Genomic DNA, 26,986 nt, shown 5'->3' with positions numbered 1-26,986 from the left:
GGAAACGGAATTATGAGAATCGCTCAGGTCGCGCCGCTGTATGAGAGTGTGCCACCAAAATATTACGGAGGAACCGAACGCGTTGTTTCGTATTTGACGGAGGAACTCATCCACCAAGGGCATGAGGTCACGCTGTTCGCCAGCGCTGACTCCGTTACCCGCGCACGATTGGAACCAATACCCTGCAATGCTCTGCGGTTCGATGCCAATTGTGTGGATACGTTGCCGTACCACATGATTATGCTAGAGCGAGTTCTGCGCAAGGCGCGCGCCTTCGACATCATCCACTTTCATACCGATTATCTTCACTTTCCACTGACGCGTGCGCTCGAGACGCCGCACGTGACCACGTTACACGGCCGACTCGATATGCCCGATTTGCCGCCGCTGTATCGGATCTTCGATGATGTGCCGTTGATTTCGATCGGCAATCACCAGCGCGTGCCGTTGTCGTTCGCCAACTGGGTGGCGACGATGTATCACGGTCTACCGGAAGATATTTATAAATTTCAACCGGGGCCCGGAAAGTATCTCGCGTTCCTCGGACGCGTGTCACCGGAGAAGCGGCTCGATCGCGCCATCGAGATTGCGCAGCGTGTCGGTATGGAGCTTCGTATCGCCGCTAAGATCGATAAAAATGATCGCGACTATTTTGAAACGCGTGTGCGGCCGATGCTCGGCCATCGCGGAGTGACATTCATTGGCGAGATCGGCGACCGCGACAAGAGTGAATTTCTCGGCAATGCAGCGGCGCTGTTGTTTCCGATCGATTGGCCAGAACCGTTCGGGTTGGTGATGATCGAGGCGCTGGCCTGCGGCACGCCGGTAATCGCTTGGAACCGCGGCTCGGTACCGGAGATTATTCGCGACGGCGAGAGCGGTTTCGTCGTCGATAGCGTCGACGCCGCGGTCGCGGCGGTCGGCCGCGTTCATACCTTGAGCCGGCAACGTTGCCGGCGGACGTTCGAAGAACGCTTCTCCGCGCGCCGCATGGCGCGCGACTATCTCGCGGCCTATCAGACGGTGCGCATCAACGCCGCCGTGCGCCAATCGGTGGCGTGATGGACGACGTCGTCCAGATCGAAGACCGCTGGTACGTCCTCGCCACCTCGTCGCGTGCCGACGATCGCACGCGCGTGTTGAAACACGGCGAGACGTTCGGCTTGTTCGATCGTTACGGCGATATACAACATCTCGGCACCGGCGAGCAGGGGTTGTACCACCAAGGTACACGCTTTCTGTCGCATTTCGATTTGCGGATCAACGACCGTCGGCCGTTGTTGTTGAATTCGACCGTCAAGGAAGACAACAGCCTGTTGGTGGTCGACCAAACGACGCCGGATCTCTATCGAGACGGCGAGCTCGTCATTCGCAAAAGCACACTACACATTTTTCGCTCGAAGCTGTTGTGCGACGGCGCACATCATGAGCATGTACGTCTAGTGAACTACGGCGATACCACCGCCGAGCTCAAGCTTGGTCTATATTTTGCCACCGACTTTGCCGATATTTTTGAAGTGCGTGGGGTGCAACGTAGTAAGCGTGGTCGGTTGTTGCCGATCGAGCGACAACCCGGCGAAATTATATTCGGTTACGAAGGCCTCGATCGCATCGGCCGACGCACACGCGTCATTGCCGATCAGCCGCCGGACAAAATCGGCGACGGCGACATGGTGTATCTGCTGAAGCTCGTGCCGGGCGAGCAGTGCGACCTTTATCTGACGGTATTGTGCGAAATCGACCAGCCGCGGCTCGAGCGCCTGACTTACGGCAAGGCACTGCAGAGCATCGAGGCCGAGATCGGCGCCGCTAGTGTCGCCGGTGGAGGGATGTTCACGTCGAATGAGCAGTTCAACGACTGGGTAAACCGCTCGGTTGCCGATTTGCGCATGTTGACGTCGCAAACCGCGCATGGCCCGTACCCGTACGCGGGTGTGCCGTGGTACAGCACACCGTTCGGTCGCGATGGCATCATTACAGCATTGCAAATGCTTTGGATCGATCCCGGCTTGGCGCGCGGTGTGCTCGCGTTTCTGGCGGCGCATCAGGCGATCGACGACGATCCGTTGAAAGACGCCGAGCCCGGCAAGATTTTTCACGAGATGCGCGGTGGTGAGCTGGCGGCGCTCGGCGAGGTTCCGTTCGGCCGTTACTACGGCAGTGTCGATGCAACGCCGTTGTTCGTCATGCTTGCCGGAGAATATTACGACCGTACCGGCGACCGCGCCTTTATCGCCACGTTGTGGCCGCACATCGAGCGGGCGTTAAACTGGATCGATAAGTACGGCGATTGCGATGGCGACGGTTTCGTCGAGTATCAGCGACGCAATCCACGCGGTTTGCTGCATCAGGGTTGGAAAGATTCCGAAGATTCGGTGTTCCATGCCGACGGCACACTGGCGCGGCCGCCGATTGCGTTGTGCGAAGTGCAGGGCTACGTGTACGCGGCGAAGCGCGCGGCCGCGCGGCTGGCGCGATTGCTGGACGATGCCACGCGTGCCGACGGGCTCGACCGAGAAGCGCAAACGCTCAAGGAAAATTTCAATCGTGTATTTTGGATAGACGATCTCGGCACCTATGCGTTAGCACTCGATGCCGATAAGCGCCCGTGTCGGGTCGCGTCGTCGAATGTCGGTCACACGCTTTTTACCGGCATTGCCGACGAGGCGTATGCTCGCCGTACTGCCGATCTCTTGTTGTCGCCGTTGTTTTTCAGCGGCTGGGGTATGCGCACGCTGGCGCGGACCGAGCGTCGCTACAATCCGATGTCTTATCACAATGGTTCGATCTGGCCGCACGATAACGGCATCGTCGCCATGGGGCTCGCGCGTTATGGTTATCACGAGCATGTGTTGAAGTTGGTTATGGGGCTATTTGACGCCAGCATTGCGTTTGAGCTGCATCGCTTGCCGGAGTTGTTTTGTGGTTTCGATCGGTTGCCCGGGCAGGGGCCGACGTTGTATCCAGTGGCGTGTATTCCGCAGGCGTGGGCGAGCGGCGCCGTGTTTCATTTGTTGCAGGCGTGTCTAGGGTTGAGCTTTTCAGCCGAGAAGCCGCAGCTTCGTTTCGCGCATCCGTTGTTGCCGGATTATTTGCATTGGTTGGAGATTAAGAATCTGCGGTTTGGTGGAGCGGTGCTGGATCTTATGATTCGACGGCATCCGCATGATGTTGGTATCAATGTGATGCGTAAAGAAGGTGATATTGAGGTGGCGGTGGTGGTGTGAGGTTGAATCGCCCCTATGGGGCGATGCTGGTCGATGTAATAAATGTAATCAGCGGGATGCTCCGCCCCGCAGCCCAGGGTTCCTTTTCTTTGCTTGTGCAAAGAAAAGGAACCAAAAGAAAGCACCCCCCGGGGTGGCGCAAAGCATCCTGCGCTTCTCACTTTTGGCGGCTAACTATGTCTGGCACAACACCTCCCTGTGTTGAGCCAGACGCGCGCCTCCTGCGCGCTCGAAGCCAAAAGCTCCGATGCTCGGAATGCGCCACACGGGGATTAACCGCAACCGCAACTGCAACAACAACTGCCTATTTCACTCACCCCCCACCCTAGCCCTCCCCCGCTGTTGCAGGGGAGGGAATGTGTCTTTTGTAGGGTGGGCAACGCCTTTTTGCCCACGCGGGTTCAAATAACGCGTGGGCAGCAACGCTGCCCACCCGACAGGGTTAGATTTTCTTTTTTTATTCCCTCCCCTGCGAAGCGGGGGAGGGTTAGGGTGAATCCCCCTGTGGCGCATGCCCGAGCCTCGCAGGGTTTAGGCAAAAGCCCGAAGGGGAACCGCCAGGGATGGCGGTTCCTGTCGCTCACGCCAGGATGGCGTGTGCGACAGCGCCGGCCTAAACCCGAGAAGCGCAGTGGCATGCTTGCGCCACCGGGGGTGTGCTTCTCTTTGGTTACTTTCTCTTGCACAAGCAAGAGAAAGTAACCCTGGGTGCGGGGCGGAGCATCCCGCTGATTACATTTATTATCTCGACCAGCATCGCCCTCGTAAGAGGGCGATTCAATCATTACTCACGCACAACCGTATTGTTAGTAACCCGTACCCGCTCACCCGTGATCAACCCACCGTCGCTTTCCTGCTTGACCGTCCGCAGCGAGCCGTCGTTCATGCGCACATTGATCTGAAACTCGATCTTCTTACGGATGTTTTTTTCAATCTCATTACCGGCGACAGCGCCACCGATGGCGCCGGCGACCTTTGCGAGTTTCTTGCCGCGGCCGCTGCCGATTTGGTTGCCGATGACTAGACCGGTAACACCGCCGGCGACGGCGCCGACGCCGGTGCCTTGGCCTTTAACTTCGATCGTCTGGATCGATTCAACGATGCCGCAGATTGCGCATACCGGGGCGGGCGGGGCTTTTTTGGCAACTCGGATCGGATCTTTCTTGACGGGTTTGGGCTGCGCCGTTTTAGTCGGCGCAGGAGCCTCGGCTTCCACTGGCTTGTCGGTCTCGGTAACGGCTGGCGATGATTTTTCCTGGGGCGATACGCCAGGAAGCAGGCCGGTCATGGCCGCGACGCCGACACCACAGAAGATGACGACGGCGATGGCGGCGATTTTGACGATCGGTAGTTTTACGGCTTCGGACATTATTACCTCCAGCTTGGGATAGCTGTTGCTATTAACGAGTTGTCGCCCCGCCGGGTTGACAGCAACTGGAGCGAGGTCGTGATCTAGGGTGGCGCGATTCTAAGTTTGTCAGTGTTGCGATGCGGGGTATAGACCGACTAATTGTCGGCGGCGTCGGACAAGCGGGTGTGGGTGAAGGGGGGTCTGTTAGAGTAACGCCATGGGGAAGAGCTTTATTTCATGACGCGTGCACTGATCGTCGGTGGCGGTATTTCCGGTCTTTCATGCGCCTGGTTTCTCCGTCGCCAGGGCGTGCACGTCACTGTGCTCGAGGCCGAAGCTGAAGTCGGCGGCAATATTCGTTCGCTTGAGCGCGATGGCTTTCTGATCGAAAGCGGTCCGAATTCGACGCAGTATCGTGGCGGCGCGCTCGGCGAGTTGATTCAGGGGTTGGCGCTCGACGGAGAATTGATCGACGGCGATCGCCGGGCACCGCGCTATATCGTCAAAGACGATCGCTTGTTGCCGTTGCCGCTCGGACCGCTCGCGTTCCTGACTACGCCGCTGTTCAGTATCGGTGCCAAGTTACGCCTGTTGGCGGAGCCGTTTCAGGCGCGTGGCCAAGTCGAGGAATCGATCGCGCAGTTCGTGCGGCGGCGGTTGGGCGCGGCGTTTCTCGATTGGGCGGTGGATCCGTTTGTGTCGGGCGTATACGCCGGTGATCCCGAACGATTGTCGGCGCGGGCGGCGACCGCGCGTTTATATGCGCTGGAAGCGGAGTATGGCTCGCTGTTTCTCGGCGCGCTCCAGTGTCGAGGCGGTGCGCCGGCGCGGTTGATTTCGTTCAAGCGCGGCATGCAGACATTGCCGCGCGCTATTGCCCAAGAGCTGGGCGATGCTTTGCACGTCGATGCGGCGGTGACCGGTATCGCTCGTGCCGGTAATGGCGAATGGGTCGCTCGTACCGCGACCGCAGAGTATCGAGCCGAGCGGCTGGTGTTGGCGTTGCCGGCGCACCGAGCGGCGGCGTTAATGGAACCGCTGGCGCCCGATCTGGCGCGTGAGCTTGCTGGCATTTTCTATCCGCCGGTCGCTTCCGTCGCCCTTGGTTTCGCCCGCGCGCAGGTGCGCCATCCGCTCGACGGTTTCGGTGCGTTATTGCCGCGTCGAGCGCAGCGGCAAACATTGGGTGTTATTTTTTCGTCGTCGCTGTTCGCGGGGCGCGCCCCTGTCGGTCAGGTGTTGCTGACGGCTTTTATCGGTGGTGCGCAAAATCCCTCGGTCGGCAAGCGTGACGCCACGATGCTGGTCGAACAAGTGTTGGCGGATTTGCGGCCATTGCTCGGGGTAACGGCGGCGCCGGCGTTACAGCACGTCACCCTCTGGCCGCAAGCGATCCCGCAGTACGAACTGGGTCACCAGCAGCGGCTGGCGCGCATCGACGCCGTCTTAAAGGGTTTTCCGCGGCTGCAGTTGGGCGGCAATTGGCGCGACGGCGTGTCGTTGGCCGATAGTGTGAGTCAAGCTAAGGGTGTCGCCGAGAACATTCTGCGCGGTGTTTAGCACTTATTTGGGTTTTAGCGCTGGTGCTTCACACTTATAATAATGGTAGTGAGTATTTCGAGACGTCGTTATGAATGCTGCCGGCCTTAAGATTTCCATTCCCACTATCGTCGTCCCCGATACCGATGAGGTATTGGCATGTGCGCCCCAGCTGAGCGACAGCGAGCGCGATCAGTTGCGCGACCATATCAAGCGTCTGCTCAAGGCGCAGGATGCCGTGCTGATTGCGCACTATTACGTCGATGCCGAGATTCAGCGGCTGGCCGAGGACACCGGCGGGCACGTATCCGACTCGCTCGACATGGCCCGATTCGGCAATCAGCATCCGGCGACGACGTTGGTCGTCGCCGGCGTGCGCTTCATGGGCGAGACCGCCAAGATCCTCAATCCGGAAAAGCGCGTGCTCATGCCGGTGCTCGAGGCCGAGTGCTCGCTCGACTTGAGCTGTCCGCCTGAACAGTTCGCCCCGTTCTGCGATGCGCACCCCGACCGCACTGTCGTGGTTTATTCCAATACCAGCGCCGCCGTGAAGGCGCGCGCGGATTACGTCGTGACGTCGTCGATCGCCGTCAAGCTGGTCGAGCATCTGCGCGATCAAGGTAAGAAAATTCTGTGGGCACCTGATAAACATCTCGGCGCTTATATTCAGAAGACCACCGGCGCCGATATGGTGCTCTGGCCCGGTGCCTGTGTCGTGCACGACAAGTTCAAGGCGCAAGAATTGGCCGATTTGAAAAAGCAGCATCCAGATGCGGCGGTGTTGGTGCATCCGGAATCGCCGGCCGGTGTGATCGCGCTCGCCGATGCCGTCGGTTCGACCAGCCAGTTGATCGATGCAGTAAAGAAACTGCCGAACCAGAAGTTCATTGTCGCCACCGACAGCGGCATCTTTTATAAGATGCAGCAGGCGGCACCGGGCAAGTTGCTGCTCGAAGCGCCGGCTGCCGGCAAGGGCGCAACGTGCAAGAGTTGTGCGCATTGTCCGTGGATGGCGATGGACAACCTACAGACCGTGGCGCACGTGCTTGAAACCGGCGCCAACGAGATTCGTGTCGATGAGCAGATCCGCCAGCGCGCGTTACGTGCTACCCAACGCATGCTCGACTTCGCCAAGCGATTGAACAGCCGCGTCGACGACGACGCCTAGCGCCTTTCGCGTGGAATTTACCAATCTGCTCGGTCTTGCCGCCGGTACTCTCACGACCGTCGCCTTTGTCCCGCAAGTCGTCCAAACCTGGCGCACGCGCTCGGCGCGCGATGTTTCGCTCGGTATGTTTTGTTTGTTCAGTTCGGGCGTCGTGCTTTGGCTGATTTACGGAATCTTCATAGACTCTTGGCCGATCATTGCCGCCAATACGGTTACCCTCGGTCTGTCGCTCGCCATCCTGTATTTCAAGCTGCGTTTTGGTTAATCGGCGAAACGATTGCCGGTGCGGGGTTATGGGGGGCTGAATCGGCGCACAGCTTAGCCGCTTGGTAAAACCTGCTTCGATGGGGCTTTGGTGGGGACGTCGTTGGCGCCAGGGGGGGTGCTAGTTGGGGCTCTCCGTTCGTCGCCCCCTCTCCCCAACCCCTCTCCCGCAAGGGGAGAGGGGGTCAACATAAGATTGGGCACAGTATGTGCTTAACTTAAGGCAGCTTAAAAAGGGACTTAGCCTTCATGGGGCGTTCGACTGCCGGCCTACGGGCGCGGCTGCTGCTGTTGGTGCTATTCGCCGTGATTCCGGCATTCGGCGTCATTGGCTATACCGCCATCGCGCAGCGCCAGCACGCGACCCAGGATGCAGAAAAAGAGGCAGTCAATCTGATGCGCCTGGCCGCTCGCGAGCAGGGCCGGTTGATCGAATTGACTCGCCAGCTGCTGATCGGTATGTCGCAGATGCCGGCGTTGCGACAACCGGCGTACGGCAGTCCGCGTTGTTCCGAAACGCTGCGGCAGCTGCAGAAATCTTATCCTTACTATACGAATCTTGGCGTCGCCGATTTGAACGGCGACCTCATGTGCACATCACGTAAGCTTGCGCGCAAGATCAACATCGCCGATCGCAGTTATTTCCGCCGCACCGTGCAATCGCGTGAATTCGGTATCGGCGATTATCAAATTGGCCGCGTGACTGGCCAGCCGGCGATTAATTTCGGTTATCCGATCGTCGACACTAACGGTAACGTGGTCGATATTGTTTACGCCGCACTCGACTTGAACTGGTTGCAGCAGCTCGTTGCCGGTGTCGAGCTACCTGCCGGCTCGGCCATGGTAGTCGTCGATAGCAACGGTACGGTGCTGACGCGTTATCCCGACGCCGAAAGATGGATGGGAAAGTCGATGGTCGATGCGCCGCTGGTGAAAGCGATCCTGACGCAGCAGCGCGCCGGTGTGACCCTGCTCGACGGCTTGGACGGTGTACCACGGTTGCAAATGTTTGCACCGTTGTACGAGAGCGGATTGGATAAAGTTTATATCTGCATCGGTATTCCACCGGCGGTGGCATATGCCAGGGCCGATGAAGACTTCAGCCGCAGCTTGGTGTTGTTGTTCGTGGTCGGGGTGCTGGCGATTGTAGCGGCGTGGGTGGGAAGTGATGTTTTTATTCTGCGGCGCGTATATGCACTGACCGATGCCGCGCGTCGATTGGCGAAAGGCGATCTAAGCGCTCGTTCCGGATTGCCGCACGGTACCGAAGAGCTCGGCCAACTGGCGCGCACGTTCGACGACATGGCGACGGCATTGCAGCGCGTCAATCGCGCGCTCAAGACATTGAGCGAAGGCAATCGCACCGTCGTACGCGCCACCGACGAGCGCGCGCTGTTGGCGGAGATGTGCCGCATCATCGTTAAGGTCGGCGGTTACCGATTCGCCTGGATCGGCTTGGCCGAGCACGATTCGCGCAAGACCGTGCGGTTGATGGCGGAGTTCGGTTTCGAGGGCGGTAGCAAGGCGCTATCGGAAGCGATCGGACGCGTGAGCTGGGCCGACGACGAACGCGGTCGCGGACCGGCCGGCATGGTGATCCGCACCGGCGAGCCTTATATCGGCCGCAATATCCTAACGGATCCTAACTATGCGCCGTGGCGCGAGCTGGCACTCCGCGTCGGCTATGGTTCTTGCGTCGCTTTTCCGCTCAATGTCGATGACGAGCCAATCGGTGCCTTGTCGATTTATTCGAGCGAGCCCGACGCGTTCGATGCCGAAGAGTTGGAGCTGCTCGAAGAGGCGGCGCGCGACCTGGCGTTCGGTATGTCGGTGTTGCGGGCTCGCAGCCAACACGATGAAGCGAACGCAACGATCACGCGCATGGCGTATTTCGACAGTGTCACCGGCTTGCCGAACCATGCACGCTTCGAAGAGCACTTGCGGCATGAGTTGCCCGAGGCCGGCGGGCAGATGTTGGCGTTGTACGTCATGGACCTAAACCACCTGCGCGAGATCAACGACGCTCTGGGTTTCCATCAAGGCGACTTGTTACTGAAGCAAGTCGGCGCTCGCATTCGCGGCGCGCTCAAAGAAAACGTGTTACTGGCGCGCATGCGCGGCGACGAATTCGGTACGCTCGTGCCGGTACGCGACCAGGAACATGCGGCCGAGGTCGGCCAACAAATCCTCGACGCGCTGCGTGCACCGTTTGCCATCAGCGGTCTCAATCTCGATGTCAGTGCCGCCATCGGTATTTCGTTGTTCCCGGATCATAGTTCTGAGCCGATGCTGCTGATTCGTTATGCCGACGTTGCCATGCAACAGGCGAAACGGATGGGGCAGGGCTACGTGTTTTATGCACCCGAGCAACACAAAGACGGCACGCGCCAATTGTCGATGGCCGCCGAATTGCGGCGTGCAATCGAGCACAGCGAGCTGACGTTGTTCTATCAGCCAAAGATCAATATGCGCGACAACAGCGTCTGCGGCGCCGAAGCATTGGTGCGCTGGATGCATCCGAGCCGCGGCATGATTCCACCGGATGACTTTATCGGCCTCGCCGAGCACACCGGCCTGATCAAGCCGCTCACCGATTGGGTGATCGGCGCGGCCTTGCGGCAGTCGGTCGCCTGGCGCGAAAGCGGTATGCCACTACCGATCGCGGTCAACATCTCGGCACGGACGCTGCACGACAAAGAGCTGATATACCTTATCGACCAGCAATGCGCCGCTTGGCGCGCCGACCCGGAATGGCTCGAAATCGAGATCACCGAAGGCGCCGTCATGTTCGATCCGGAGGCGGCGCTGGCGATCTTGAAGCGTATCAGCGGCATGGGAATCCCGCTGTTCATCGACGATTTCGGCACCGGCTATTCGTCGCTCAGCTATTTGAAAAAGCTGCCGGTCGACGCCGTGAAGATCGACAAATCGTTTGTCATGGACATGCTGACCAACAACGACTCCGCCGCCATCGTCCGCTCGACCGTCGGTTTGGCGCACGATCTCGACCTCAAAGTCGTCGCCGAAGGTATCGAGAGCGAAGCAGTCTGGCAGCAGTTGGCGGCGCTTGGTTGCGATACGGCCCAGGGTTATTACATTAGCAAGCCGTTGCCGGCGGACAAGTTTAAAGATTGGATGGAACAGCGCGTGCAAACGTTAAATGTTGGGGCACGCGCCGGTTCAAAAGTGTAAGACGGCAATGACACTTGCTTAAGAGATTCACCGCCATAACAGCAGCGTTCCCTCTCCCCTTGCGGGAGAGGGACAGGGAGAGGGGGAACCATTAGCAACGTTATATCACCCCTCTCCCCGGCCCTCTCCCGCAAGGGGAGAGGGAGTGGCGGCGGATAGGTTTCGGCTTTTGCTTAAGTAGGTGCCATTCGTGTAAGACGGATAAAAATGTCGAGCGGGCGTGCTGCCCACCCGACATGGTTAAATAATAAATTTAGTGTCGTACCAACACTCGATACCGCAGCGTCGTCTGCCCATTCGCTGGTACGTTTACGTGCCATTCGGCCGTACCTGCCGCCACCTTCGTATGTCGTTGTGACTCCTCCAGCATTTTCCACTCGCCCGGCACCGGCTCGCGCACGGTGACGCTGACCGCGTCGCTCTTGCCGTTCTTCAGCACGATCTCGTAGGCGCTTTCGTATACGTAGCTCGTCGGGTTGGAACGTTCGCGCCGGCGAAAATCGGTTTGTTTCTTGTCGGCGGTGATGTCGAACGCTTCGCCGAGGCGTAGCCGTACCTTCTCGTTCTTTGGTGTGTGATCGATTTGATCTTCGCCGACGAACTGCGCGTTACCGGCGCTGTCCTTTTTGTACACCCGCACGACGCCGCGTGGCATCGGCATGCCGAGGTGCGCCGCTTCGCGGTTGTCGAATTCGACATACACGCCGACCTTCAGCTTTTGGCCGATCTGACCGACGCTCGACAGGTAGTAGTAATCATTTCCTTGCAGCAACAGCTCTTTTGTCACCGGTACGTTGCCGGCGCTCAGCAGCGCTACTTGTTTCGTTTGATTGTCGGCGATCGTCGTCGGCCGGTTCATCGTGTACAGGTGGTACTCGAACAATTGCTCTTGCTGCATCTGTGGCGCCGGTGCGTCGGCTTCCATGGCGACACCCGTGGTCTTGGCTGTTGCCAGCCGGAATTCTTCGCGTACGCGATTCACTTCACCGGCGACCAACTGCAGACGTGCATTCGGATAGGCCGTGCCGCTTTTGTTAGTCAGCGTGACCCAACCGTTTAGATCGAGTGCCGTGTCGTTGCTGTTGAGCTCGGCGACATAGTCAGCGCGCCACGCCAAGCCGCCACTGAGGTACGACAGTTCCAGCGTCTGTTCGCCGGCTTGTGTGTTTTGTAACAGCGTTACTAGTGTCGGCCGGTCGCGCAGATTTTTCGGCACTTCATCGTAGACGATGCGCCCCGGCACGCCGGTCTCGATGCGGTCGCCGATCTTGAGGACGACGCCGTCGTTCACGCTCAACACCTGCGCCGTCTCGATCGTTTCCGCACCCGTGGTCGGGTGGGTTTTGACGATGCGCACGTTGCGGCCGACGTATTTTTCCAACAACTTCATCGGTGTCAGCAAATCGAAATCGAAGTTTTGCTCTAACAGAGTGAACGCCCCGGGGTGCGACAGGCTGCGCAACTGCGCCGTCTCCGGCCGCAACAGCGCGCTGACCTCACGTAGTGCCAGCTGGTTGACGCCGGTATCGAGCGTCAACTTGCGCGTATCTTTCACTAGCGCCAGGTCCTCGTTATAAATCGTTATTGCCACCGATTGCTGGTCGGTCAGGGTGCTGCGGCGCTCCTCGAGTGCGGTCGCACACAAGGAGTAAAGCGCCAAGGCGACGGCGGCCGTGACACGCGATTTCTTCAATAGCATGGGGTTTCTCCTGTCATCGTTCTTCGGAACTGTGACTGTTAACGTAACGGCTGCCGGGATGGGGTTAAGTGAGCGGTTATTGCTAGAATTCGCCGCTACCCATCGATGAATGACCGCTGTGAACGCTGCCGATAGTGCGCCCGATAAATACCGTGCCTTAACCGAGCTTGCCGCCCGCTATCACGCCGGCGAATTTCCGGCGGCGCAGTATGCCGCGCGCTATGTGCTGCTTTGGCAGTTTTTGCGTTATGGCAATCGGTTGGCGCAACGCCGTTCGCATCGCGATCCTCGGCCCGATGGCGCCGTTTGGTGGGCGCAGCTCGAGGCGCTGCCGCGCGCCGATGCGGCGGCGCGGTTGGCCGAGCTGCTCGAGCGTTACGATCTGCGCGAAGTACGTCGACGCGTGAACATCGCCTTGGTCGGCTGGTTGCGTGGTGCTTGGCAACTGACCTTGTGCGAGCATGTGCCCGATACGCGCGAGGTGTTACGTATGCAAACGCGCGGCACGCGGCCGGTAACGCTGATCGCCGATTATCCGCGGCTGTTGGCGCCGGTGCATGACAAGGCCGATGCCTTCGCTTTCGTTTGTCACGATCTCGAGCACGCCTGGCAGTTTTTTCACGATCCTACGCAGCACATCGCCCAGCGCCAATTCGCGCAACGGCTCGATCGGGCCATCGAGCAGGGGACGTTTGCGACATATGTCGCCGACCCTGTTTTCGCCGAGAAATTCGCCTATCTGGCCGCCGATATGAATACGCATGTGATGCATAGTCTGCAGTATTTGCGCGCTATTTTGCTCGAGTTTTACCTGCGTGCCGAAGGTAAGGCGACGCACGAGCGATTGTCCGCCGCGGCGCGCGTTGCGATCGATCGTTGTCTTGCCGGTTTATGTGACGGTGTGCCAGCGGACGATGTGCTGACCTTTTTGCCAGCGCTCGGCTGATGAAAATAGTGGCAGTATTCCTCCGACCGGGCATATGATCTGTGCTGTTGTCCGTTATGGAACAATAAGAATCAGGTAGGCATGGCACTTACTTAAGCCGCGGCACGTTCTAGCACCCTCCCCCTCAGGGGGAGGGCTGGGGTGGGGGTGGGTTTTTTACTCGGTTATCGCTGCCATAAAACCCACCCCCCTCCCAACCTCCCCCCTGAAGGGGGGAGGAGTCAATCGTGGCATCTGTTGTCGATGGCGCTTAAGTAAGTGTCATTCGAATCAGGTAGGTTAATACAGGCTCGGTTTTGTCACGGCGCCTTTGGTAATCTTCATCTGTTCTATCGGTCCCGATAACGCGCTGGCCGTCATCGCTTGGTGCGGCACTGGCTTCACGTCTCATCCAACGTTCGTAAAAAGGACCTTACTCAATACACCATAGGAGATCCGTTGTGACACCGGAAACTGTAAGGCTCGTGCAGGATAGCTTTTCGAAGGTCGTCCCCATCGCCCCGCAAGCGGGAGCGCTTTTTTATAAAAATTTGTTCAGCATCGACCCGAACTTGAAGTCGATGTTCAAAGGCGATATCAACGCGCAGGGCGAGAAGTTAATGCAGTTGCTTGGCACCGCCGTTAACCAACTCAACGATCTCGATCGACTCGTTCCAATCTTGCAAGATTTAGGGAAGCGCCATGCGCAGTACGGTGTTCAGGATTCTCACTACGAAACCGTCGGCGCCGCATTATTGATCACATTGGCCCAAGGGCTGGGCGATGCATTTACGGCGCCGGTCAAAAATGCCTGGACCGACGTTTATGGGGTGATGGCGCGGACGATGAAAGACGCGGCCGACGATCATTCCGGTGCATCGGGGTAAAGCCGGTTGCCGCCGTTGGTCATCTTCGTTGCGTCGGTGGCTCTACCGGCTGACTAAGCAAGTTCATCGGCCAATCTCTCCGTTAGTCCGGATAATTAGTCCGCCGATGCCGCACCGTCTGTTGCCAATGAGCGCATAATTAGCGCTTATCAATCCCCAGGCTGGGCGGAGGGGTTGTGCGCATGACAACCTTCCCATCATGGACATGGAGTAGTTACGCCATCGCGGTGTTGGCGGCGATACTGGCGTTGCTTCTGCATCAGTTGCTCGGATCGATCCTCGCGCTGTCGACATTGTTGCTCATCTTTGTGCCGCCAATTATGGCGGCTGCGTGGTTAGGTGGGCTTGGCCCCGGGCTGCTGACCACCGTGCTGAGTGTTCTTGATCGCCGTCACCGGCAAGTCGCGCGACGAGTTGCTTGGCGAAAGTATCTGGAAGGTATTCCCCGATCTCATCGGCACCGCCTTCGAGCGCGATTTGCGCGATGCTGTGGCCAAGCAAAAGCCGGCAACGTTCGAATTTTTCTATCCGAGTTGGAGTCGATGGTTCGAGATCCACGCCTATCCGTCAGCCACCGGCGTGGTATTGCTGATCGCCGACATCACCGAGCGCAAGCGTGCCGAGTTGGAGTTTGCCGCGCTTAGCAAGCACCTCGCGGCCGATCTCGCCGATATGCAGCGGTTGCATGAAATCAGTATTTGTCTGGTGCGCCAAGACGATTCGCGCGCATTGTTCGAGCAGATTCTCGATGCGTCGATCGCCATCATGGGCGCCGACCTGGGAAACCTGAAGATGTACGATCTGCTGTCGGGACATTTGCGAATTACTACGCATCGCGGTTTCGATCAGGCATTCGTCGATTATTTTGCGTCGGTCCCAATGCAGCGCACTAGCTGCGGTATGGCACTGTATCGAGGCGAGCGCATCATCATCGACGACTTGACGCGGAGCCCGATTTCTCTCGACCCAGAGCTGCTCGAGCTGATGTTGCGGGTAGGGGCGCGTGCTATGCAATCGACGCCGTTGCGGAGTCGATCGGGCAAATTGCTGGGCGTATTGTCGACCCATTTTCGGGTACCGCATCGACCCGACGATCGCCAATTGCGGCTGCTCGATTTGTTAGCGCGGCAGGCGGCAGATTTAATCGAGCGCACGCAGGTGGAGGAGGCATTGCAACAGGCGCATCGGCGTAAGGACGATTTCTGGCAACGCTGGCGCACGAGTTGCGTAATCCGCTCACGCCGATCCGCAATTCGCTGTATGTCCTGCGCTTAAAAGGCGGTGTTGCTGGCGACACCCGGGAATTGCAATCGTTGATGGAGCGGCAGGTAGACCACTTGGTACGGTTAGTGGACGACCTGCTCGATGTCTCGCGCATTACCGAGGGCAAGATCGATTTGCGCAAAGCGCAGACGGTGGTGGCAGCGATCGTGCAACATGCGGTCGAGGTAAGTCGTCCGCTAATCGATGCGCAACGCCAGCAGTTGCATATCGCGTTGCCGTCCGAGCCGTTGCTACTGGAGGCAGATCCGGTACGGCTGGTGCAGGTGTTAGCGAATCTCTTGAATAACGCCGCCAAGTTCACCGATGAGGGCGGGCATATCTGGCTGACCGTCTGGTATGCCGGATATGGATGGTTACGAAGTGGTGCGTCGAATCCGCCAGGAATCGGCACCGCAAGAAATCGTGGTCATCGCGTTATCCGGCTGGGGCCAAAAAGAAGATCATCGTCGTGCCAGCGAGGCTGGCTTCGACTACCATCTGGTTAAGCCGGTGGACCCGCGCATTCTCGAAGAGGTACTGGCGCAAGCCGCCGCGCGTGAGCCGGCGACGTCGTGACCCTGGCGCGCGCGATTCTTTAATATACAAAGATAGGTGAAACAGATTTTCGGAGGGGGCACATGACCGAGCAACCGACAAAGAAGGAAAGCTTGAGTGACGAGTCGCTGTTGTATCGCGAGCCGAATCGCGGCGGCGATGCGACGATGAAGAAATTTGTGCCGGCTATTCTCGTCATCGTCTTGATCGGCGCCTGCGCCGGTTTGTATTACTACTGGATCCATGGCGAGCAGCGAGCCGCGCCGCCGCCGGCACTGCCAGCCGCTGCACCCGCGCCGGCGCCCGCGCCGCCGATTCGTTATCCGATCAAAACCGCCGAGCCCGAGCAGGCCAAGCCGTTGCCGCCGTTGATGGAAAGCGACGCTGCCGTGCAGGAAACGCTGGCCGGCTTTGTCGATAAAAATTCGCTCGCCCGCTTCGTGTATCTCGACAGTATCGTCCGCCGATTTGTCGTAACGATCGACAACCTGACGCACGAGAGTGTGCCGCAGCGTTACTACTTGGCGAAGCCGGCCGAGGGTAAATTCGTCGTTAGCGGTAAGCGCGACAGCGGCATCACTCTCAGCCCGGAAAATTATCGACGCTATAGCGCCTATATCCAGCTGGCGGAATCGGTCGATACCAAGAAGCTGATCGCGGCGTATGTGTATTTCTATCCGTTGTTTCAGGAAGAGTACAAAAACCTGGGTGATCCGAAGCGCTACTTCAACGATCGCGTGGTCGAAGTGATCGACGATCTGTTGGCCGCGCCCGATGTCAAACAACCGGTAAAGCTCGTGCAGCCCAAGGTGTTTTACGAATTCGCCGATCCCAAGCTCGAAGGACTCTCGGCCGGCAAGAAGATTATGCTCCGCATGGGCAGCGATAATGCCGCCCGCGTTAAGGCGAAGTTACAGGAGATCCGCCGCGAGATCACTTCGCTAAGCCGATGAAACTCACCGCCAGCTTTCTTCTACTGCTGCTGTCAGCGAGCAGCTATGCCGCTAATTTCGCCGGCACGGTTGTTCGCGTCACCGACGGCGATATCTTGGTCGTGCAAGACGACTCGACACACGGCCAAGTTCGCGTGCGACTCGCCGGCATCGAGGCGCCGAAGCGCGGTCAGGCATTCAGCGATGCATCGCGCCGATCCTTAGGGCTGCTCGCCGTCGGCCAAACAGTCGCCGTCCAATGGCAAAAGCGCGACCACAACAACCGGATCATCGGCAAGGTGCTGGCTGGTAGCCGCGATCTCGGTATGCACCAGTTGTATACCGGCCGCGCTTGGTATTCCGAGCCGAATCAATCGGAGTTGTCGGCCGATGATCAGCGCGCTTATCAAGAAGCCGAAGAGTCGGCACGCACCAAACAGATCGGCCTGTGGCAGGATCCGGCACCGGTGCCGCCGTGGAAATATCACAAGCGTCGTTGACGGGAATTTATTTCTTCACCATCGCTTTTCATCAGGACCCGCCGCTGTCGTACGGTTTCCGGCGCCGGCGCAGGGTGCGCGAGCTGAATTCCAGCGGCATGCCGGTGCGCGAATATGGGCGTCGTGTGCGCACTTGTGGTTAGACGGTAGGTGGCATTTCCCGCAGGAGGCGGGTGGACAATACCCTGTTGTTTGTTTGGTTATGCGAGCAAACCCCGAAGCGCCGCTGCGAACTTACCTGATACCCTAGCATCCAAAAAACACAACTCGTCCTGACGCTAGCGGGTTCGCATTAGGAGGCAGCGTATGAGTTTCTTCGACAGCATCGGCAAAGGCATCATCGGCCAGCTGACCGGCGACAGAGAACAGAACAGCTTGATCGGTGCCGCCGCGCATTTGATCACCAGTGACAACGTCGGCGGCTTGAGCGGCCTGGCGCAGCTGTTCAACAAGCAGGGCCACGGCGACACCATCGCTTCGTGGATTTCCGCCGGCGAAAATCGGCCGATCTCACCACAAGAGTTGCAGACCGTGCTCGGCGAAGATCGCCTACGGCAAATCGCTAACGCCGCCGGCCTGTCCGAACCCGACGCCTCGCGCGGTCTGGCAAACGTGTTGCTGCAGCTGGTCGACAAGCTAACGCCCGACAGCAAGCTCCCGGAAAGCGACAAAGCCAACGACGCGCTAGCGCAACTCGTCAGTCGTTTCCTCCGCCATTGAACGCGCGCAACATCGCGTGCGCCGCGCTCATTGCCGCCGCGCTGATAACCATTGGCTGCCAACAAGCCTATTACGGCGCGATGGAGAAACTCGGCTACGAGAAGCGCGACATTCTTATCGATCGTGTCGACGACGCGCGTAAATCGCAGCAACAAGCGAAGCAACAATTCGAATCGGCGCTCGCCCAGTTCATCAGCGTCACTAATTTCTCCGGCGGCCAGTTGGAGCAGCAGTACAACAAACTGAAGAAGGCTTACGAAGACAGCGAGGAGCATGCCGACGCCGTGCGTAAGCGCGTCGCCGACGTCGAACGGGTGGCGGGTGATTTGTTCGACGAGTGGAATAAAGAGCTCAAACAATATTCGAATCCCGACCTGCGCCACTCCAGCGAACGCCAGCTGGAAGCGACGCGTAGCCGCTATCAAAAACTCATTACCGTCATGAAGCGCGCCGAGAAGAAGCTCGATCCGGTACTCGCCGCGTACCGCGATCGCTACCTGGTGCTAAAGCACAACCTCAACGCCCGCGCCATTGCCTCGCTCCGCAACGAGCGCGCGAAAATCGAATCGGACATCGGCGCTTTAGTGACGGATATGAATCGCTCGATCAACGAAGCAGACACCTTCATTAAGGAGATGGAGGCAGATAAGAGTTAGAAGTCCCTGACTGTACTAACAAAAATGCTCAACTTGGAGGAGCACCGCCATGAAAAATCGTACTCATCGGTACCAGGCGTTAGTTGCTTTAGTCTTCTCTGCATTAGTTTTTTCCACCACTGCTTACGCGAACGATCGCTTCGACCGCCTGGTCGTCTTCGGCGACAGCCTATCCGACCCGGGAAATGCGTTTGTCGTGCTCCACGAAGTTTCGGTGCCGCCGTACGACCTGATCCCGAGCGCACCCTACGCCATCGGCGGTCATCACTTTAGCAACGGCGAAACCTGGATCGAGCAATACGCTAAGGACGTCAATCTGGAAAACACGGTCGGCCCAGCGTTGCGCGCCCCTGGTAAATTCACCAACTACGCCACCGGCGCCGGCCGCGCCCGTCCCGGCGATCCGTTCGATTTGTCGTCGCAGGTATTGTCATTCTTGGCCGGCCATTCCGGCACCGCCAGCGCCGACTCGCTCTACGTTGTGTACATCGGCGCCAACGACGCGCGCGATGCCATCGCCGCGCTCGCGACCGATCCGTCCGGCGCCAGCAGCACCGACATCATCGGCGACGCGATCGAGGCGATCACTAATAATATCCTCATCCTCACATCCGCCGGCGCCCGCGAATTTCTAGTCCCGAACGTACCCAACCTAGCGCTGACGCCCGCCATCCGCCTAGAAAGCCCGCCCGTGCAAGCGGCCGCGCAATCGATGTCGGTGGCTTTCAACGACGCGCTGGCCAACACGTTGGCGCAACTAGAAACCCATTTCCCGATTACGATTCACAAATTAGATGTGTACGCGATATTGAACGACGCCGTTGCCCATCCCGACGCCTACGGCTTCACCGAGGTCGCAGCGCCGTGCATCACGCCCGGCACAACGGCCGACCCCGTCTGCGACCAACCCGATCAATTTTTATTCTGGGACGGCATCCACCCAACGCGCGCCGGCCATGCCGTGTTGGCCGATCAAGTCGAAGAGGTACTACCAGACCATCACCACGCACTAAGGCACCACCATTTCCGAAAATGATGCTGCCCACGCCGCTGAAAGAATATAAATAGCATTCCCTCCCTCGCACAGCGGGGGAGGGTTAGGGCGGGGGCATTTCAATTTAACTACCGATCCTCAAGCGCCGAGAGCGCGAAAATAAGAAATAATTCGCCCTAGTCGCCGGCATATGCTGGTGCTAAACCTGTCACCCGCTTTTTGTACTAAATTACGTCCCCATATACTTACAAGAAGGGAGTTATAAAAATGAAACCCGTATTCATTCTCTTAATTGTATTTTCGACGTTGATCGGCTGCAGCGGCAAAGAAGCCAACCCGCAAGCAGGACGCTTTGCCGAGAGTCCCGTTGCCGCCGAGGCAGATGGCGCTAGAAACAAATATCTGGCGTATGAACATTCCATCTCCGTCGATACAACGGAAGACGGCACAAGTAGCCTCTACGAAAAAATAATTTCCACGTGCAAGGCCGACAAGCCGAACGGTTGCACATTGCTTGATTCAAATCTAACAACAGGTCGCAGTATCTCGGCACAAATAAAGATTCAAGCGAAACCGGCTGGCATCAAAAATATCATTGGCATCGTTTCTGCCGGCGGCGAGCTGATCAATCAGGCAACGCACGTTGAAGATTTGGCGCTACCGATCACCGACAACAACAAACGCCTGGAGATGCTCAAGCAATACCAGCTGCGGTTGATGAAGCTCGAGCAAAAAGCGAATAACGACGTCGATGCACTGATTAAGGTTTCCAAGGAGCTGGCGACTGTCCAATCCGAGATTGAGCAAGCCGCGGGGCAAAGCGTTTATCTGCTGGAGCGCGTAAACCTTGAGGTTCTGACAATCTCTATCGGCACCCATATCAATCGTTCATTTTGGTCGCCGATTGCAAATGCCGTTGCAGATTTTTCCGGCGATCTATCGAACGGAATATCCAGCACCGTCTGGGCCCTCGCTTATATTCTGCCATGGTCAATCATACTTTTAATATTCGTTGTGATAGTTCGTAAGCTTTGGCGTCGCAAAAAAATATGATTGATTGAGCCGATGGCCGTCGCCATTTTTTGCATTCCCGTCCCTGCGTTAGCGGGGGGCGGGTTAGGGAGGGGGTATTTCCCTTCAGTTGTTTCCAGCCTTACCTCATATTCGCGCGCGGTTCACTACGCTGTACTAAAATGCAACTGTTACCATAATTTAACGACAACGGTAGGTCGGGCGCGCATAACAAACATTTGGAGGATCACACGCCGTGGAAGTCGCTAATGTCCCTTCGTACTATCAGACTGCGATCGAACAGGTGACCGCCGCCCTCACGCAAGGGCTCGGCGAAAATCTCTATTCCTGTGTGCTATACGGCAGCGCAGTGCGTGGCGACATCGTTCCGAAAGTTTCCGACATTAATTTGTTATTGGTCCTGAACGAATCCACGCCAGAAGCGCATTCGGCGATTGCGGCAGCGGTTCGCGGAAAGGTCGTCGTTAGTCCATTCATTGTCGGACGTCGCGGAATGGAGCGAACCGTCGAGTGCTTCCCGATAAAATTTCGTAGCATCAAACGCCACTATCGCGTTCTTGCCGGCGTCGATCCGTTCGACGGTATCAACGTGAGCCAAGACATCTTGCGTTTTCTCTGCGAGCAATCGCTGCGGAACTTGCGCTTGCGCTGCGTGCATTTCTTCGTCGTGTCGGGCAACGACCGCCGTCGTTATCCGCAGTTTCTGTTAGGTCTCATCGCTAAAATATTTACCGACCTGTCCGAGCTCTTACGGCTTTCAGGGATCGAGGTCGCTAACGACTTCGATGCGCGTATTGCCCCGCTAGAACAGCATCTCGGTGTAGATGCGTCGGTATTGCATGACCTGTTGAAGCTGAAGCAGGATTCGCATCGGCTTTCAGCGGACGAGATAGAGAATTTTCATTCCCGCCTGTTCCGTCTGCTCGATAGCGCCGTGCAATGGATGGAGGTCAAATGGCCACGACCGACACATTAGCCGGAACCATCGTCCGTTGCCCGGCGTGTCTGGCGCAGCAACGCACGATTGGCAAGCCTGCGCCTTGGGATCAACTGCGTTGCCCACGTTGCAGACGCGACTTCGAATTTCGCAACGCGCTTCCGTTCAAAACCGATACAAAGTCGGCAACGGCTGCTTTCGCGGAAACGATAGCGGCGCCTAGTCAGACCGTGTTCTGGGTGTGTGGACTATTGTTGACGGTACTCGTGTTGTTGTCTGCCTATCGCGTGCAGACGGGATTTGACGGACCCGAATTCCTCGTGTTCTACTTTTTTGCACTCCTGCTTTCTTTCCTGGGTACTTATCTGCTCCGCTTTTTCGGCGAAGGCGATGTGCCCAATTATCTGTCGTTGCTGATCTTCGAAGGCATCGGCGTCGAACGCCTGCTCTACGGGCTCTCGCAGGGTATGAGCAAATTTTTCGGTTTGTTTGTTCTCATGGTCTTTGGTTTTTTCTTTTTGACGGCACGTACCGAAATTTCCCGCAATTGGAATTCGAGCAACGGCAATTCGAGTGGCGGTTGTGGCGGCGGCTGCGGCAGCAGTAGCTGCGGAGGGGGGTGCGGCGGATGCGGCGGCTAGGCATCGGTTATCGGCGTGAGCTGGCGCGCTGGATCGATACGCGTCCTGCGCAGATCAGTTGCCTGGAAATCACCGCCGAGCATTTTTTCGACGCCGGCGAGGAGCGCCTCAAGGAATTGCGCCGCGACTATCCGTTGTTCGTGCATGGCCTGGGACTATCGTTGGGCACACCCGGCCCACTCGATGCCGAAACGTTGGCCCAGTTTGTACGTGTCGTTAAGGCAGCCGATCCGTTATGGATCAGCGAGCACGTCGCCTTCACACGCACTGCCGATGTCGACCTCGGCCATCTCAATCCCGTCCTGCCAACAGAAGAAACGTTGGCCATCTTCGCCGACCATGCGCGTGAGTTGCTGGAGCGTTGCAACAAGCCGCTGATCCTCGAGAACATCACCTCGCACTTGCGGCTCGACGGAACGATGCCCGAGACCGAGTTCCTGAATCGGTTGTGCGACCGTTCCGGTTGCGGATTGTTGCTGGATGTAACCAATCTTTATATCAACGCCCGCAACCACAACTTCGATCCCGAGCAATGGCTGCACGAGATCGATCCGAAACGCATCGTGCAGCTGCACGTCGTCGGCTACTCGAAGCACAACGGCCGCTGGGAAGACCTGCACGCCGAAGCCATTCAAGAAGACCTACTGGTGCTGATCGCCAACGTCCTCGACTATGCGCCAGTGCAGGCAGTGATCGTCGAGCGCGACCACCACTTCCCGTCGCCCGTTGAATTTGCCGCCGACTTGGAATTGCTCCAGGCCATGCTAGAGCCGGCTCATGCCTGAGATTGATTTCACCACCGCCCTCGCTAAGCTGCTCACCGACCGCGACTTACGCGATCTATTCCGCCGCGACCGCGACGAATGCACGCGGCAGATGTCGATTCGCGAATCCGACAAGCCGGCTTTCCTCGCACTCGCACCGGAACATCTCGACGCCCAAGCCGAGACACTCGTTCGCAAACGCTTGTGCGAGGTGCGGCGCTTCCTCCCGAAAACCTTCAGGCAATTAGCCGATCGCGCCGAGTCGCTGTTCTTCGCTTACGCCCAAACCTTCTGGCCCCAAAACCACACTCGCCATCGAGAAGACGCCGTTACCTTCGGCCGCTATCTAGTCGACCACGTCCGCGGCACGCTCTATCTCCCCGAATACCATCGCCTGCAGTTCACTTTCGAGAACCGCCGCTTCTCCATTCACTTCAGCCGTCACACCGAGATCCGCACCGGCTCGTGCCCGGCGATTCAAATTCTCTGGCGTTCCGGCGGCGGCAAACTAAACCAAGTGATTTTCTATCTCGCGCCGATGGTGTCTCGGTTATCGACTCGATCACCCTGCAATAAGTCATCCCTTTAACGCGAGGCGCCATTGCGCCGCCGCTTATCCTACATGTGCCAGCGGTAGTCAGTGTGTCATTGCCATCGCCATTCGTAATCCGTAGGTTCACGGCCTGTCGACGATCTCGGTGGTCACGGGATCGATAAACAAAGAAGGGAGGAACAACAATGAGACCATCGAGCGTTTCGATCAAAGAATTTTTGACGTCCGCTGTTCGTTCCGCCATCTCGACCGCTTGCTCATTCTTCCAAACCTCTCGCTGCGCCTATTGCCGTCTTGGGTTAATCCCGTTGCATGGCATGGGAACACCGCGTCGATTTGTTCGTTAAATCCGCTGACCGAACCCCGTCGTCATTTGGAAATTCTGCCGGCGAGTCCGTTTTCAAAAAAGGAAAAAAGACAATGCGTGTCTGGAATACACCAAAAGGGAAATCGCGAGCGCCGTTAACCGTGGCACTCGCGTTGTGTCTATCGTTCGTGATGAACGTCGGTAACGCTTACGCCGCCAACCGACCGTTCCCACAACAACGCAACTACGTCGGCAAAATCAAACCCAGCCACGTTACCCAAACGCAAATGAACACGGCCGTTGCCAGCTACTACGGCTACTGGAAGCAGAAATACGTCAAGTCTTCTAATGGCGCAACACCCGGCGGCGGCTACTACGTCGCCATGACCGGCACCGGTGGCACCGGCAATGAGATCACCACGTCGGAAGCGCACGGCTACGGCATGATCCTGTTCGCGCTGATGGGCGGGAAAGATGCGCAAGCGCAGCAATACTTCGACGGCATGTACAACATGTACGACAAGCACCGGTCGACGATCAATCGCAATTTAATGTCGTGGATCATCGATCAAAGCGAAAGCACCAGCGCCGATTCCGACTCCGCCACCGACGGCGACATGGACATCGCTTACGCGCTATTGCTCGCGCACTACCAATGGGGCTCCGCCGGCAAGATCAACTATCTCAACGAAGCAAAACGCATCATCAATCTCGGCCTCAAAGGCAGCGACGTTCACACCAGTTCCAAACGCACCATGCTCGGCGACTGGAGCACAGACCAATGGGCCACGCGTCCTTCTGATTGGATGACCGGCCACATGCACGCCTACTTCGAGGCAACGAAAGATCCGTTCTGGAACGATACCGCCACGACCGTCTACAGCATGATCGACAGCTTCACTCGTACTTACTCGCCCGGTACCGGCTTAATCTCCGACTTCGTTATCGGCTCCACGCCACGCCCGGCACCACCGAACTTTCTCGAAGCCGCCACCGACGACGACTACTCCTGGAACTCCTGTCGCTATCCATTGCGCATTGCCATGGATGCCGCCCACTTCCAGCGCCCCGAAGCGAAAGCCGCCATGACTAAAGTCATTGGCTGGCTCGAAAACACCACCAACCAACAACCGTCAGGCATCCTCGCCGGCTACCGTTTGAACGGTTCACCGATGGTGGGTTATTCCAGCATGGCGTTTACCGCTCCGTTCATTGCCGCGGCCACCGTCGCCACCGGTAACCACCAAACCTTCGTCAACCGCGGCTGGGACGTGATGGTCACCCAGAAAGACAGCTACTACGACGACTCCATCAATTTACTGTCGATGCTGTTCATCTCCGGTAACTGGTGGGCACCCATTGCGAGCGATGGCGGCAGCGGCGGCGGCGAAACCCCCAGCCAAATCACCGCCCGCGCCAGCGCCGCTGATAGTATCTACGTCGCGCCGAACACCCTAGACGGCAGCCTTGACCCCAACTCTCGTTGGTCCGCCTACGGACGTGGCCAATGGATTGAATACGATCTCGGACAATCGCAAACCGTCCAAGCCGTTGACTTGGCTTTTTTCAAAGGCAACGAACGCCGGGCATCGTTTGAAATCTATCTCACTAACGCCGCCGGACAGCAGACGAAAGTGTTTACCGGCCAAAGCAACGGCACGAGCCTCGGCTTCCAACGATTCGACGTTCCCGACCAAGCCGCACGTTATGTACGCATCGTAGGTAACGGCAATAACCTGAACTTGTGGAACAGCCTGACGGAGGTAAAGATTGTTACTGCCGCGAGTAGCACGGCGAGTGTTAACACGGTCGCTACTACCGCTACTACCAGCAGTGCCGCAACTGCCCCCGTTGTACAGACCTCTACGTCGAGTGTTCAGACTGCTGCGCCGAACGGCAGCCTAACGCCGGGCGCCTTCGCTGTGAGCACGAACAGCATCACCACGAGCACAAGCGTCACGAAGAGTTTGGCGAGCCAATTGCAATAACCGTCTGTTGAAACCCTACAGCAGTATTCCCCTCTCCCGCGAGCGGGAGAGGGGCTAGGGGAGAGGGAAGCGGCGTCGAGCTAGTATCCCGAGCCATTAATTCATTGAAGACATCTATGCATGTAGGGTGCGCCCTGCGCACCGTTTTCTGTCGATCGGTGCGCAGGGCGCACCCCACATTTAATAAACGAATTAACGACTCGGAACAGAATGGCACTTACTTAACTCGACTATGTTACTAAAACTAACTGACATACCCCGAGCTTATTAGCAGGTCCCTTCCCCTTCAGGGGGAAGGACAGGATGGGGGTGGGTTGCGATCGCTATAAAAAAATCTACCCCCACCCCAGCTGTTCCCACCCATGCGCACGAAAATCACGTGCGCCCGTTCGGCGGCGCAAGTGTCCACTGGACACTTGCGAAAGCTCCGACTCACCCCCCTTGAGGGGAGTGAGTGGCGACTGATGCATCTCGGTTTTTGCTTTAAGTAAGTGTCATTCGGCTCGGGACACTAGTTGCATAGCAGAAGCCGGGCGCTCAGCGGAATAGGGTATTCGACCGTTTAACGCTTTTAAAAAATACTGTTAATATCTTTAAAAGCTAAAACAGCTTTTAAAAAACCTTTAAAAGAGGGATCGCCGCACATGGACCCCAAAGCATTTGTTTGCCGCGACGCCGGAGCGGTTGTACGAACACCGGAAGGGTACCACGCGTTCGTTCCCGCACCGCCGCCCACGCTCATCTACGACGCCGTGTTAGTGGCGGTCCAAATCCGCGCCTAAATGCTGGCAAGCGCCTGAGCGAATTCGTCGGAAACAGAAACCGGCACGAGGTATTTTCCTAGAACGGTGGATCCGACAGGGGCGCCGCCGTCGTCGCAACGCGTTCTTGT

General features: G+C 57.8%; 25 protein-coding genes. 23 read left to right on the top strand and 2 right to left on the bottom strand.

Annotation, left to right across the window (positions count from 1 at the left end):
* Positions 1 to 12 precede the first annotated feature (12 nt).
* Together HY308_07040 and HY308_07035 are read left to right on the top strand one after the other, a co-directional pair.
* Positions 13 to 1,062: a glycosyltransferase family 4 protein gene (locus tag HY308_07040; protein MBI3898037.1), complete on the top strand. Its 1,050-nt coding sequence runs from the start codon at positions 13 to 15 to the stop codon at positions 1,060 to 1,062.
* Positions 1,062 to 3,227, top strand: a complete 2,166-nt coding sequence (locus HY308_07035) for an amylo-alpha-1,6-glucosidase (protein MBI3898036.1) — start codon at positions 1,062 to 1,064, stop codon at positions 3,225 to 3,227. The genes HY308_07040 and HY308_07035 overlap by 1 nt, the downstream gene beginning before the upstream one ends.
* A 784-nt stretch (positions 3,228 to 4,011) precedes the next feature.
* Here HY308_07035 and HY308_07030 read toward each other — a convergent pair.
* Entirely contained in the window at positions 4,012 to 4,596 is a 585-nt protein-coding gene (locus HY308_07030) for a glycine zipper 2TM domain-containing protein (GenBank protein MBI3898035.1), read from the bottom strand.
* Between the two features lie 219 nt (positions 4,597 to 4,815).
* Between HY308_07030 and hemG the strand changes: the two genes are divergently transcribed.
* The 4 genes from hemG to HY308_07010 all read left to right on the top strand — a co-directional run bounded on the left by hemG (position 4,816) and on the right by HY308_07010 (position 10,741).
* Positions 4,816 to 6,138: a protoporphyrinogen oxidase gene (hemG, locus tag HY308_07025; protein MBI3898034.1), complete on the top strand. Its 1,323-nt coding sequence runs from the start codon at positions 4,816 to 4,818 to the stop codon at positions 6,136 to 6,138.
* A gap of 70 nt (positions 6,139 to 6,208) precedes the next feature.
* Positions 6,209 to 7,285: a quinolinate synthase NadA gene (nadA, locus tag HY308_07020; GenBank protein MBI3898033.1), complete on the top strand. Its 1,077-nt coding sequence runs from the start codon at positions 6,209 to 6,211 to the stop codon at positions 7,283 to 7,285.
* Between the two features lie 10 nt (positions 7,286 to 7,295).
* On the top strand, positions 7,296 to 7,550 hold the full coding sequence (locus tag HY308_07015) for a SemiSWEET transporter (GenBank protein MBI3898032.1): 255 nt from the start codon (positions 7,296 to 7,298) through the stop codon (positions 7,548 to 7,550).
* A gap of 248 nt (positions 7,551 to 7,798) precedes the next feature.
* Positions 7,799 to 10,741 (top strand): EAL domain-containing protein, encoded by a 2,943-nt coding sequence (locus HY308_07010; protein MBI3898031.1) that lies wholly within the window; start codon positions 7,799 to 7,801, stop codon positions 10,739 to 10,741.
* Between the two features lie 253 nt (positions 10,742 to 10,994).
* Here the strand turns inward: HY308_07010 and HY308_07005 are convergent, their stop codons facing one another.
* Complete coding sequence (locus HY308_07005) at positions 10,995 to 12,440, bottom strand: DUF4139 domain-containing protein (protein MBI3898030.1); 1,446 nt, start codon at positions 12,438 to 12,440, stop codon at positions 10,995 to 10,997.
* Positions 12,441 to 12,549: 109 nt separating this feature from the next.
* Between HY308_07005 and HY308_07000 the strand changes: the two genes are divergently transcribed.
* The 17 genes from HY308_07000 (at position 12,550) to HY308_06920 (ending at position 26,876) form a co-directional block, all read left to right on the top strand.
* Positions 12,550 to 13,386 carry a hypothetical protein gene (locus HY308_07000; protein ID MBI3898029.1) on the top strand — a complete coding sequence of 279 codons (837 nt, stop codon included), beginning with the start codon at positions 12,550 to 12,552 and terminating at the stop codon, positions 13,384 to 13,386.
* A 440-nt stretch (positions 13,387 to 13,826) separates the two neighbouring features.
* Entirely contained in the window at positions 13,827 to 14,252 is a 426-nt protein-coding gene (locus tag HY308_06995) for a hemin receptor (GenBank protein MBI3898028.1), read from the top strand.
* A gap of 381 nt (positions 14,253 to 14,633) precedes the next feature.
* Entirely contained in the window at positions 14,634 to 15,527 is an 894-nt protein-coding gene (locus HY308_06990) for a GAF domain-containing protein (protein MBI3898027.1), read from the top strand.
* 345 nt (positions 15,528 to 15,872) lie between these two features.
* Positions 15,873 to 16,091: a response regulator gene (locus HY308_06985; protein ID MBI3898026.1), complete on the top strand. Its 219-nt coding sequence runs from the start codon at positions 15,873 to 15,875 to the stop codon at positions 16,089 to 16,091.
* A gap of 146 nt (positions 16,092 to 16,237) precedes the next feature.
* Positions 16,238 to 17,023: a DUF3014 domain-containing protein gene (locus HY308_06980; protein ID MBI3898025.1), complete on the top strand. Its 786-nt coding sequence runs from the start codon at positions 16,238 to 16,240 to the stop codon at positions 17,021 to 17,023.
* Positions 17,020 to 17,502 (top strand): thermonuclease family protein, encoded by a 483-nt coding sequence (locus HY308_06975; protein ID MBI3898024.1) that lies wholly within the window; start codon positions 17,020 to 17,022, stop codon positions 17,500 to 17,502. The genes HY308_06980 and HY308_06975 overlap by 4 nt, the downstream gene beginning before the upstream one ends.
* On the top strand, positions 17,478 to 17,645 hold the full coding sequence (locus tag HY308_06970) for a hypothetical protein (protein ID MBI3898023.1): 168 nt from the start codon (positions 17,478 to 17,480) through the stop codon (positions 17,643 to 17,645). Before HY308_06975 ends, HY308_06970 begins: the two co-directional genes overlap by 25 nt.
* A gap of 163 nt (positions 17,646 to 17,808) precedes the next feature.
* Positions 17,809 to 18,222, top strand: a complete 414-nt coding sequence (locus HY308_06965) for a DUF937 domain-containing protein (protein ID MBI3898022.1) — start codon at positions 17,809 to 17,811, stop codon at positions 18,220 to 18,222.
* 80 nt (positions 18,223 to 18,302) lie between these two features.
* Positions 18,303 to 18,878 (top strand): DUF2959 domain-containing protein, encoded by a 576-nt coding sequence (locus HY308_06960; GenBank protein MBI3898021.1) that lies wholly within the window; start codon positions 18,303 to 18,305, stop codon positions 18,876 to 18,878.
* 49 nt (positions 18,879 to 18,927) lie between these two features.
* Positions 18,928 to 19,914 carry an SGNH/GDSL hydrolase family protein gene (locus tag HY308_06955; protein MBI3898020.1) on the top strand — a complete coding sequence of 329 codons (987 nt, stop codon included), beginning with the start codon at positions 18,928 to 18,930 and terminating at the stop codon, positions 19,912 to 19,914.
* A gap of 225 nt (positions 19,915 to 20,139) precedes the next feature.
* Entirely contained in the window at positions 20,140 to 20,925 is a 786-nt protein-coding gene (locus HY308_06950) for a DUF4349 domain-containing protein (GenBank protein ID MBI3898019.1), read from the top strand.
* 214 nt (positions 20,926 to 21,139) lie between these two features.
* A complete protein-coding gene (locus tag HY308_06945) occupies positions 21,140 to 21,880 on the top strand; it encodes a hypothetical protein (protein ID MBI3898018.1) in 741 nt (246 codons plus the stop codon).
* Entirely contained in the window at positions 21,859 to 22,482 is a 624-nt protein-coding gene (locus HY308_06940) for a hypothetical protein (protein MBI3898017.1), read from the top strand. The genes HY308_06945 and HY308_06940 overlap by 22 nt, the downstream gene beginning before the upstream one ends.
* A complete protein-coding gene (locus HY308_06935) occupies positions 22,470 to 23,267 on the top strand; it encodes a DUF692 domain-containing protein (GenBank protein MBI3898016.1) in 798 nt (265 codons plus the stop codon). Before HY308_06940 ends, HY308_06935 begins: the two co-directional genes overlap by 13 nt.
* On the top strand, positions 23,260 to 23,835 hold the full coding sequence (locus HY308_06930) for a hypothetical protein (protein MBI3898015.1): 576 nt from the start codon (positions 23,260 to 23,262) through the stop codon (positions 23,833 to 23,835). Before HY308_06935 ends, HY308_06930 begins: the two co-directional genes overlap by 8 nt.
* A gap of 384 nt (positions 23,836 to 24,219) precedes the next feature.
* On the top strand, positions 24,220 to 26,094 hold the full coding sequence (locus HY308_06925) for a discoidin domain-containing protein (GenBank protein ID MBI3898014.1): 1,875 nt from the start codon (positions 24,220 to 24,222) through the stop codon (positions 26,092 to 26,094).
* 644 nt (positions 26,095 to 26,738) lie between these two features.
* Positions 26,739 to 26,876 (top strand): hypothetical protein, encoded by a 138-nt coding sequence (locus tag HY308_06920; GenBank protein MBI3898013.1) that lies wholly within the window; start codon positions 26,739 to 26,741, stop codon positions 26,874 to 26,876.
* Positions 26,877 to 26,986: the final 110 nt, after the last annotated feature.

The sequence above is a fragment of the Gammaproteobacteria bacterium genome, assembly GCA_016199745.1.
Taxonomy (GTDB): Bacteria; Pseudomonadota; Gammaproteobacteria; order Acidiferrobacterales; family Sulfurifustaceae; genus JACQFZ01.
The sequence above is the reverse complement of the archived record's forward strand: the minus strand, read 5'-3'. Positions and strand labels throughout refer to the sequence as shown.

Coding starts and splice junctions, on each gene's coding strand:
- HY308_07030 (MBI3898035.1), bottom strand. CDS start 4,596: ATGTCCGAAGCCGTAAAACTACCGATCGTCAAAATCGCCGCCATCGCC.
- nadA (MBI3898033.1), top strand. CDS start 6,209: ATGAATGCTGCCGGCCTTAAGATTTCCATTCCCACTATCGTCGTCCCC.
- HY308_06925 (MBI3898014.1), top strand. CDS start 24,220: ATGCGTGTCTGGAATACACCAAAAGGGAAATCGCGAGCGCCGTTAACC.
- HY308_07010 (MBI3898031.1), top strand. CDS start 7,799: ATGGGGCGTTCGACTGCCGGCCTACGGGCGCGGCTGCTGCTGTTGGTG.
- HY308_06985 (MBI3898026.1), top strand. CDS start 15,873: ATGCCGGATATGGATGGTTACGAAGTGGTGCGTCGAATCCGCCAGGAA.
- HY308_06920 (MBI3898013.1), top strand. CDS start 26,739: ATGGACCCCAAAGCATTTGTTTGCCGCGACGCCGGAGCGGTTGTACGA.
- HY308_06960 (MBI3898021.1), top strand. CDS start 18,303: ATGGAGAAACTCGGCTACGAGAAGCGCGACATTCTTATCGATCGTGTC.
- HY308_06980 (MBI3898025.1), top strand. CDS start 16,238: ATGAAGAAATTTGTGCCGGCTATTCTCGTCATCGTCTTGATCGGCGCC.
- HY308_06955 (MBI3898020.1), top strand. CDS start 18,928: ATGAAAAATCGTACTCATCGGTACCAGGCGTTAGTTGCTTTAGTCTTC.
- HY308_06940 (MBI3898017.1), top strand. CDS start 21,859: ATGGCCACGACCGACACATTAGCCGGAACCATCGTCCGTTGCCCGGCG.
- HY308_07005 (MBI3898030.1), bottom strand. CDS start 12,440: ATGCTATTGAAGAAATCGCGTGTCACGGCCGCCGTCGCCTTGGCGCTT.
- hemG (MBI3898034.1), top strand. CDS start 4,816: ATGACGCGTGCACTGATCGTCGGTGGCGGTATTTCCGGTCTTTCATGC.
- HY308_06930 (MBI3898015.1), top strand. CDS start 23,260: ATGCCTGAGATTGATTTCACCACCGCCCTCGCTAAGCTGCTCACCGAC.
- HY308_06950 (MBI3898019.1), top strand. CDS start 20,140: ATGAAACCCGTATTCATTCTCTTAATTGTATTTTCGACGTTGATCGGC.
- HY308_06935 (MBI3898016.1), top strand. CDS start 22,470: ATGCGGCGGCTAGGCATCGGTTATCGGCGTGAGCTGGCGCGCTGGATC.
- HY308_07040 (MBI3898037.1), top strand. CDS start 13: ATGAGAATCGCTCAGGTCGCGCCGCTGTATGAGAGTGTGCCACCAAAA.
- HY308_07035 (MBI3898036.1), top strand. CDS start 1,062: ATGGACGACGTCGTCCAGATCGAAGACCGCTGGTACGTCCTCGCCACC.
- HY308_07000 (MBI3898029.1), top strand. CDS start 12,550: ATGACCGCTGTGAACGCTGCCGATAGTGCGCCCGATAAATACCGTGCC.
- HY308_06975 (MBI3898024.1), top strand. CDS start 17,020: ATGAAACTCACCGCCAGCTTTCTTCTACTGCTGCTGTCAGCGAGCAGC.
- HY308_06965 (MBI3898022.1), top strand. CDS start 17,809: ATGAGTTTCTTCGACAGCATCGGCAAAGGCATCATCGGCCAGCTGACC.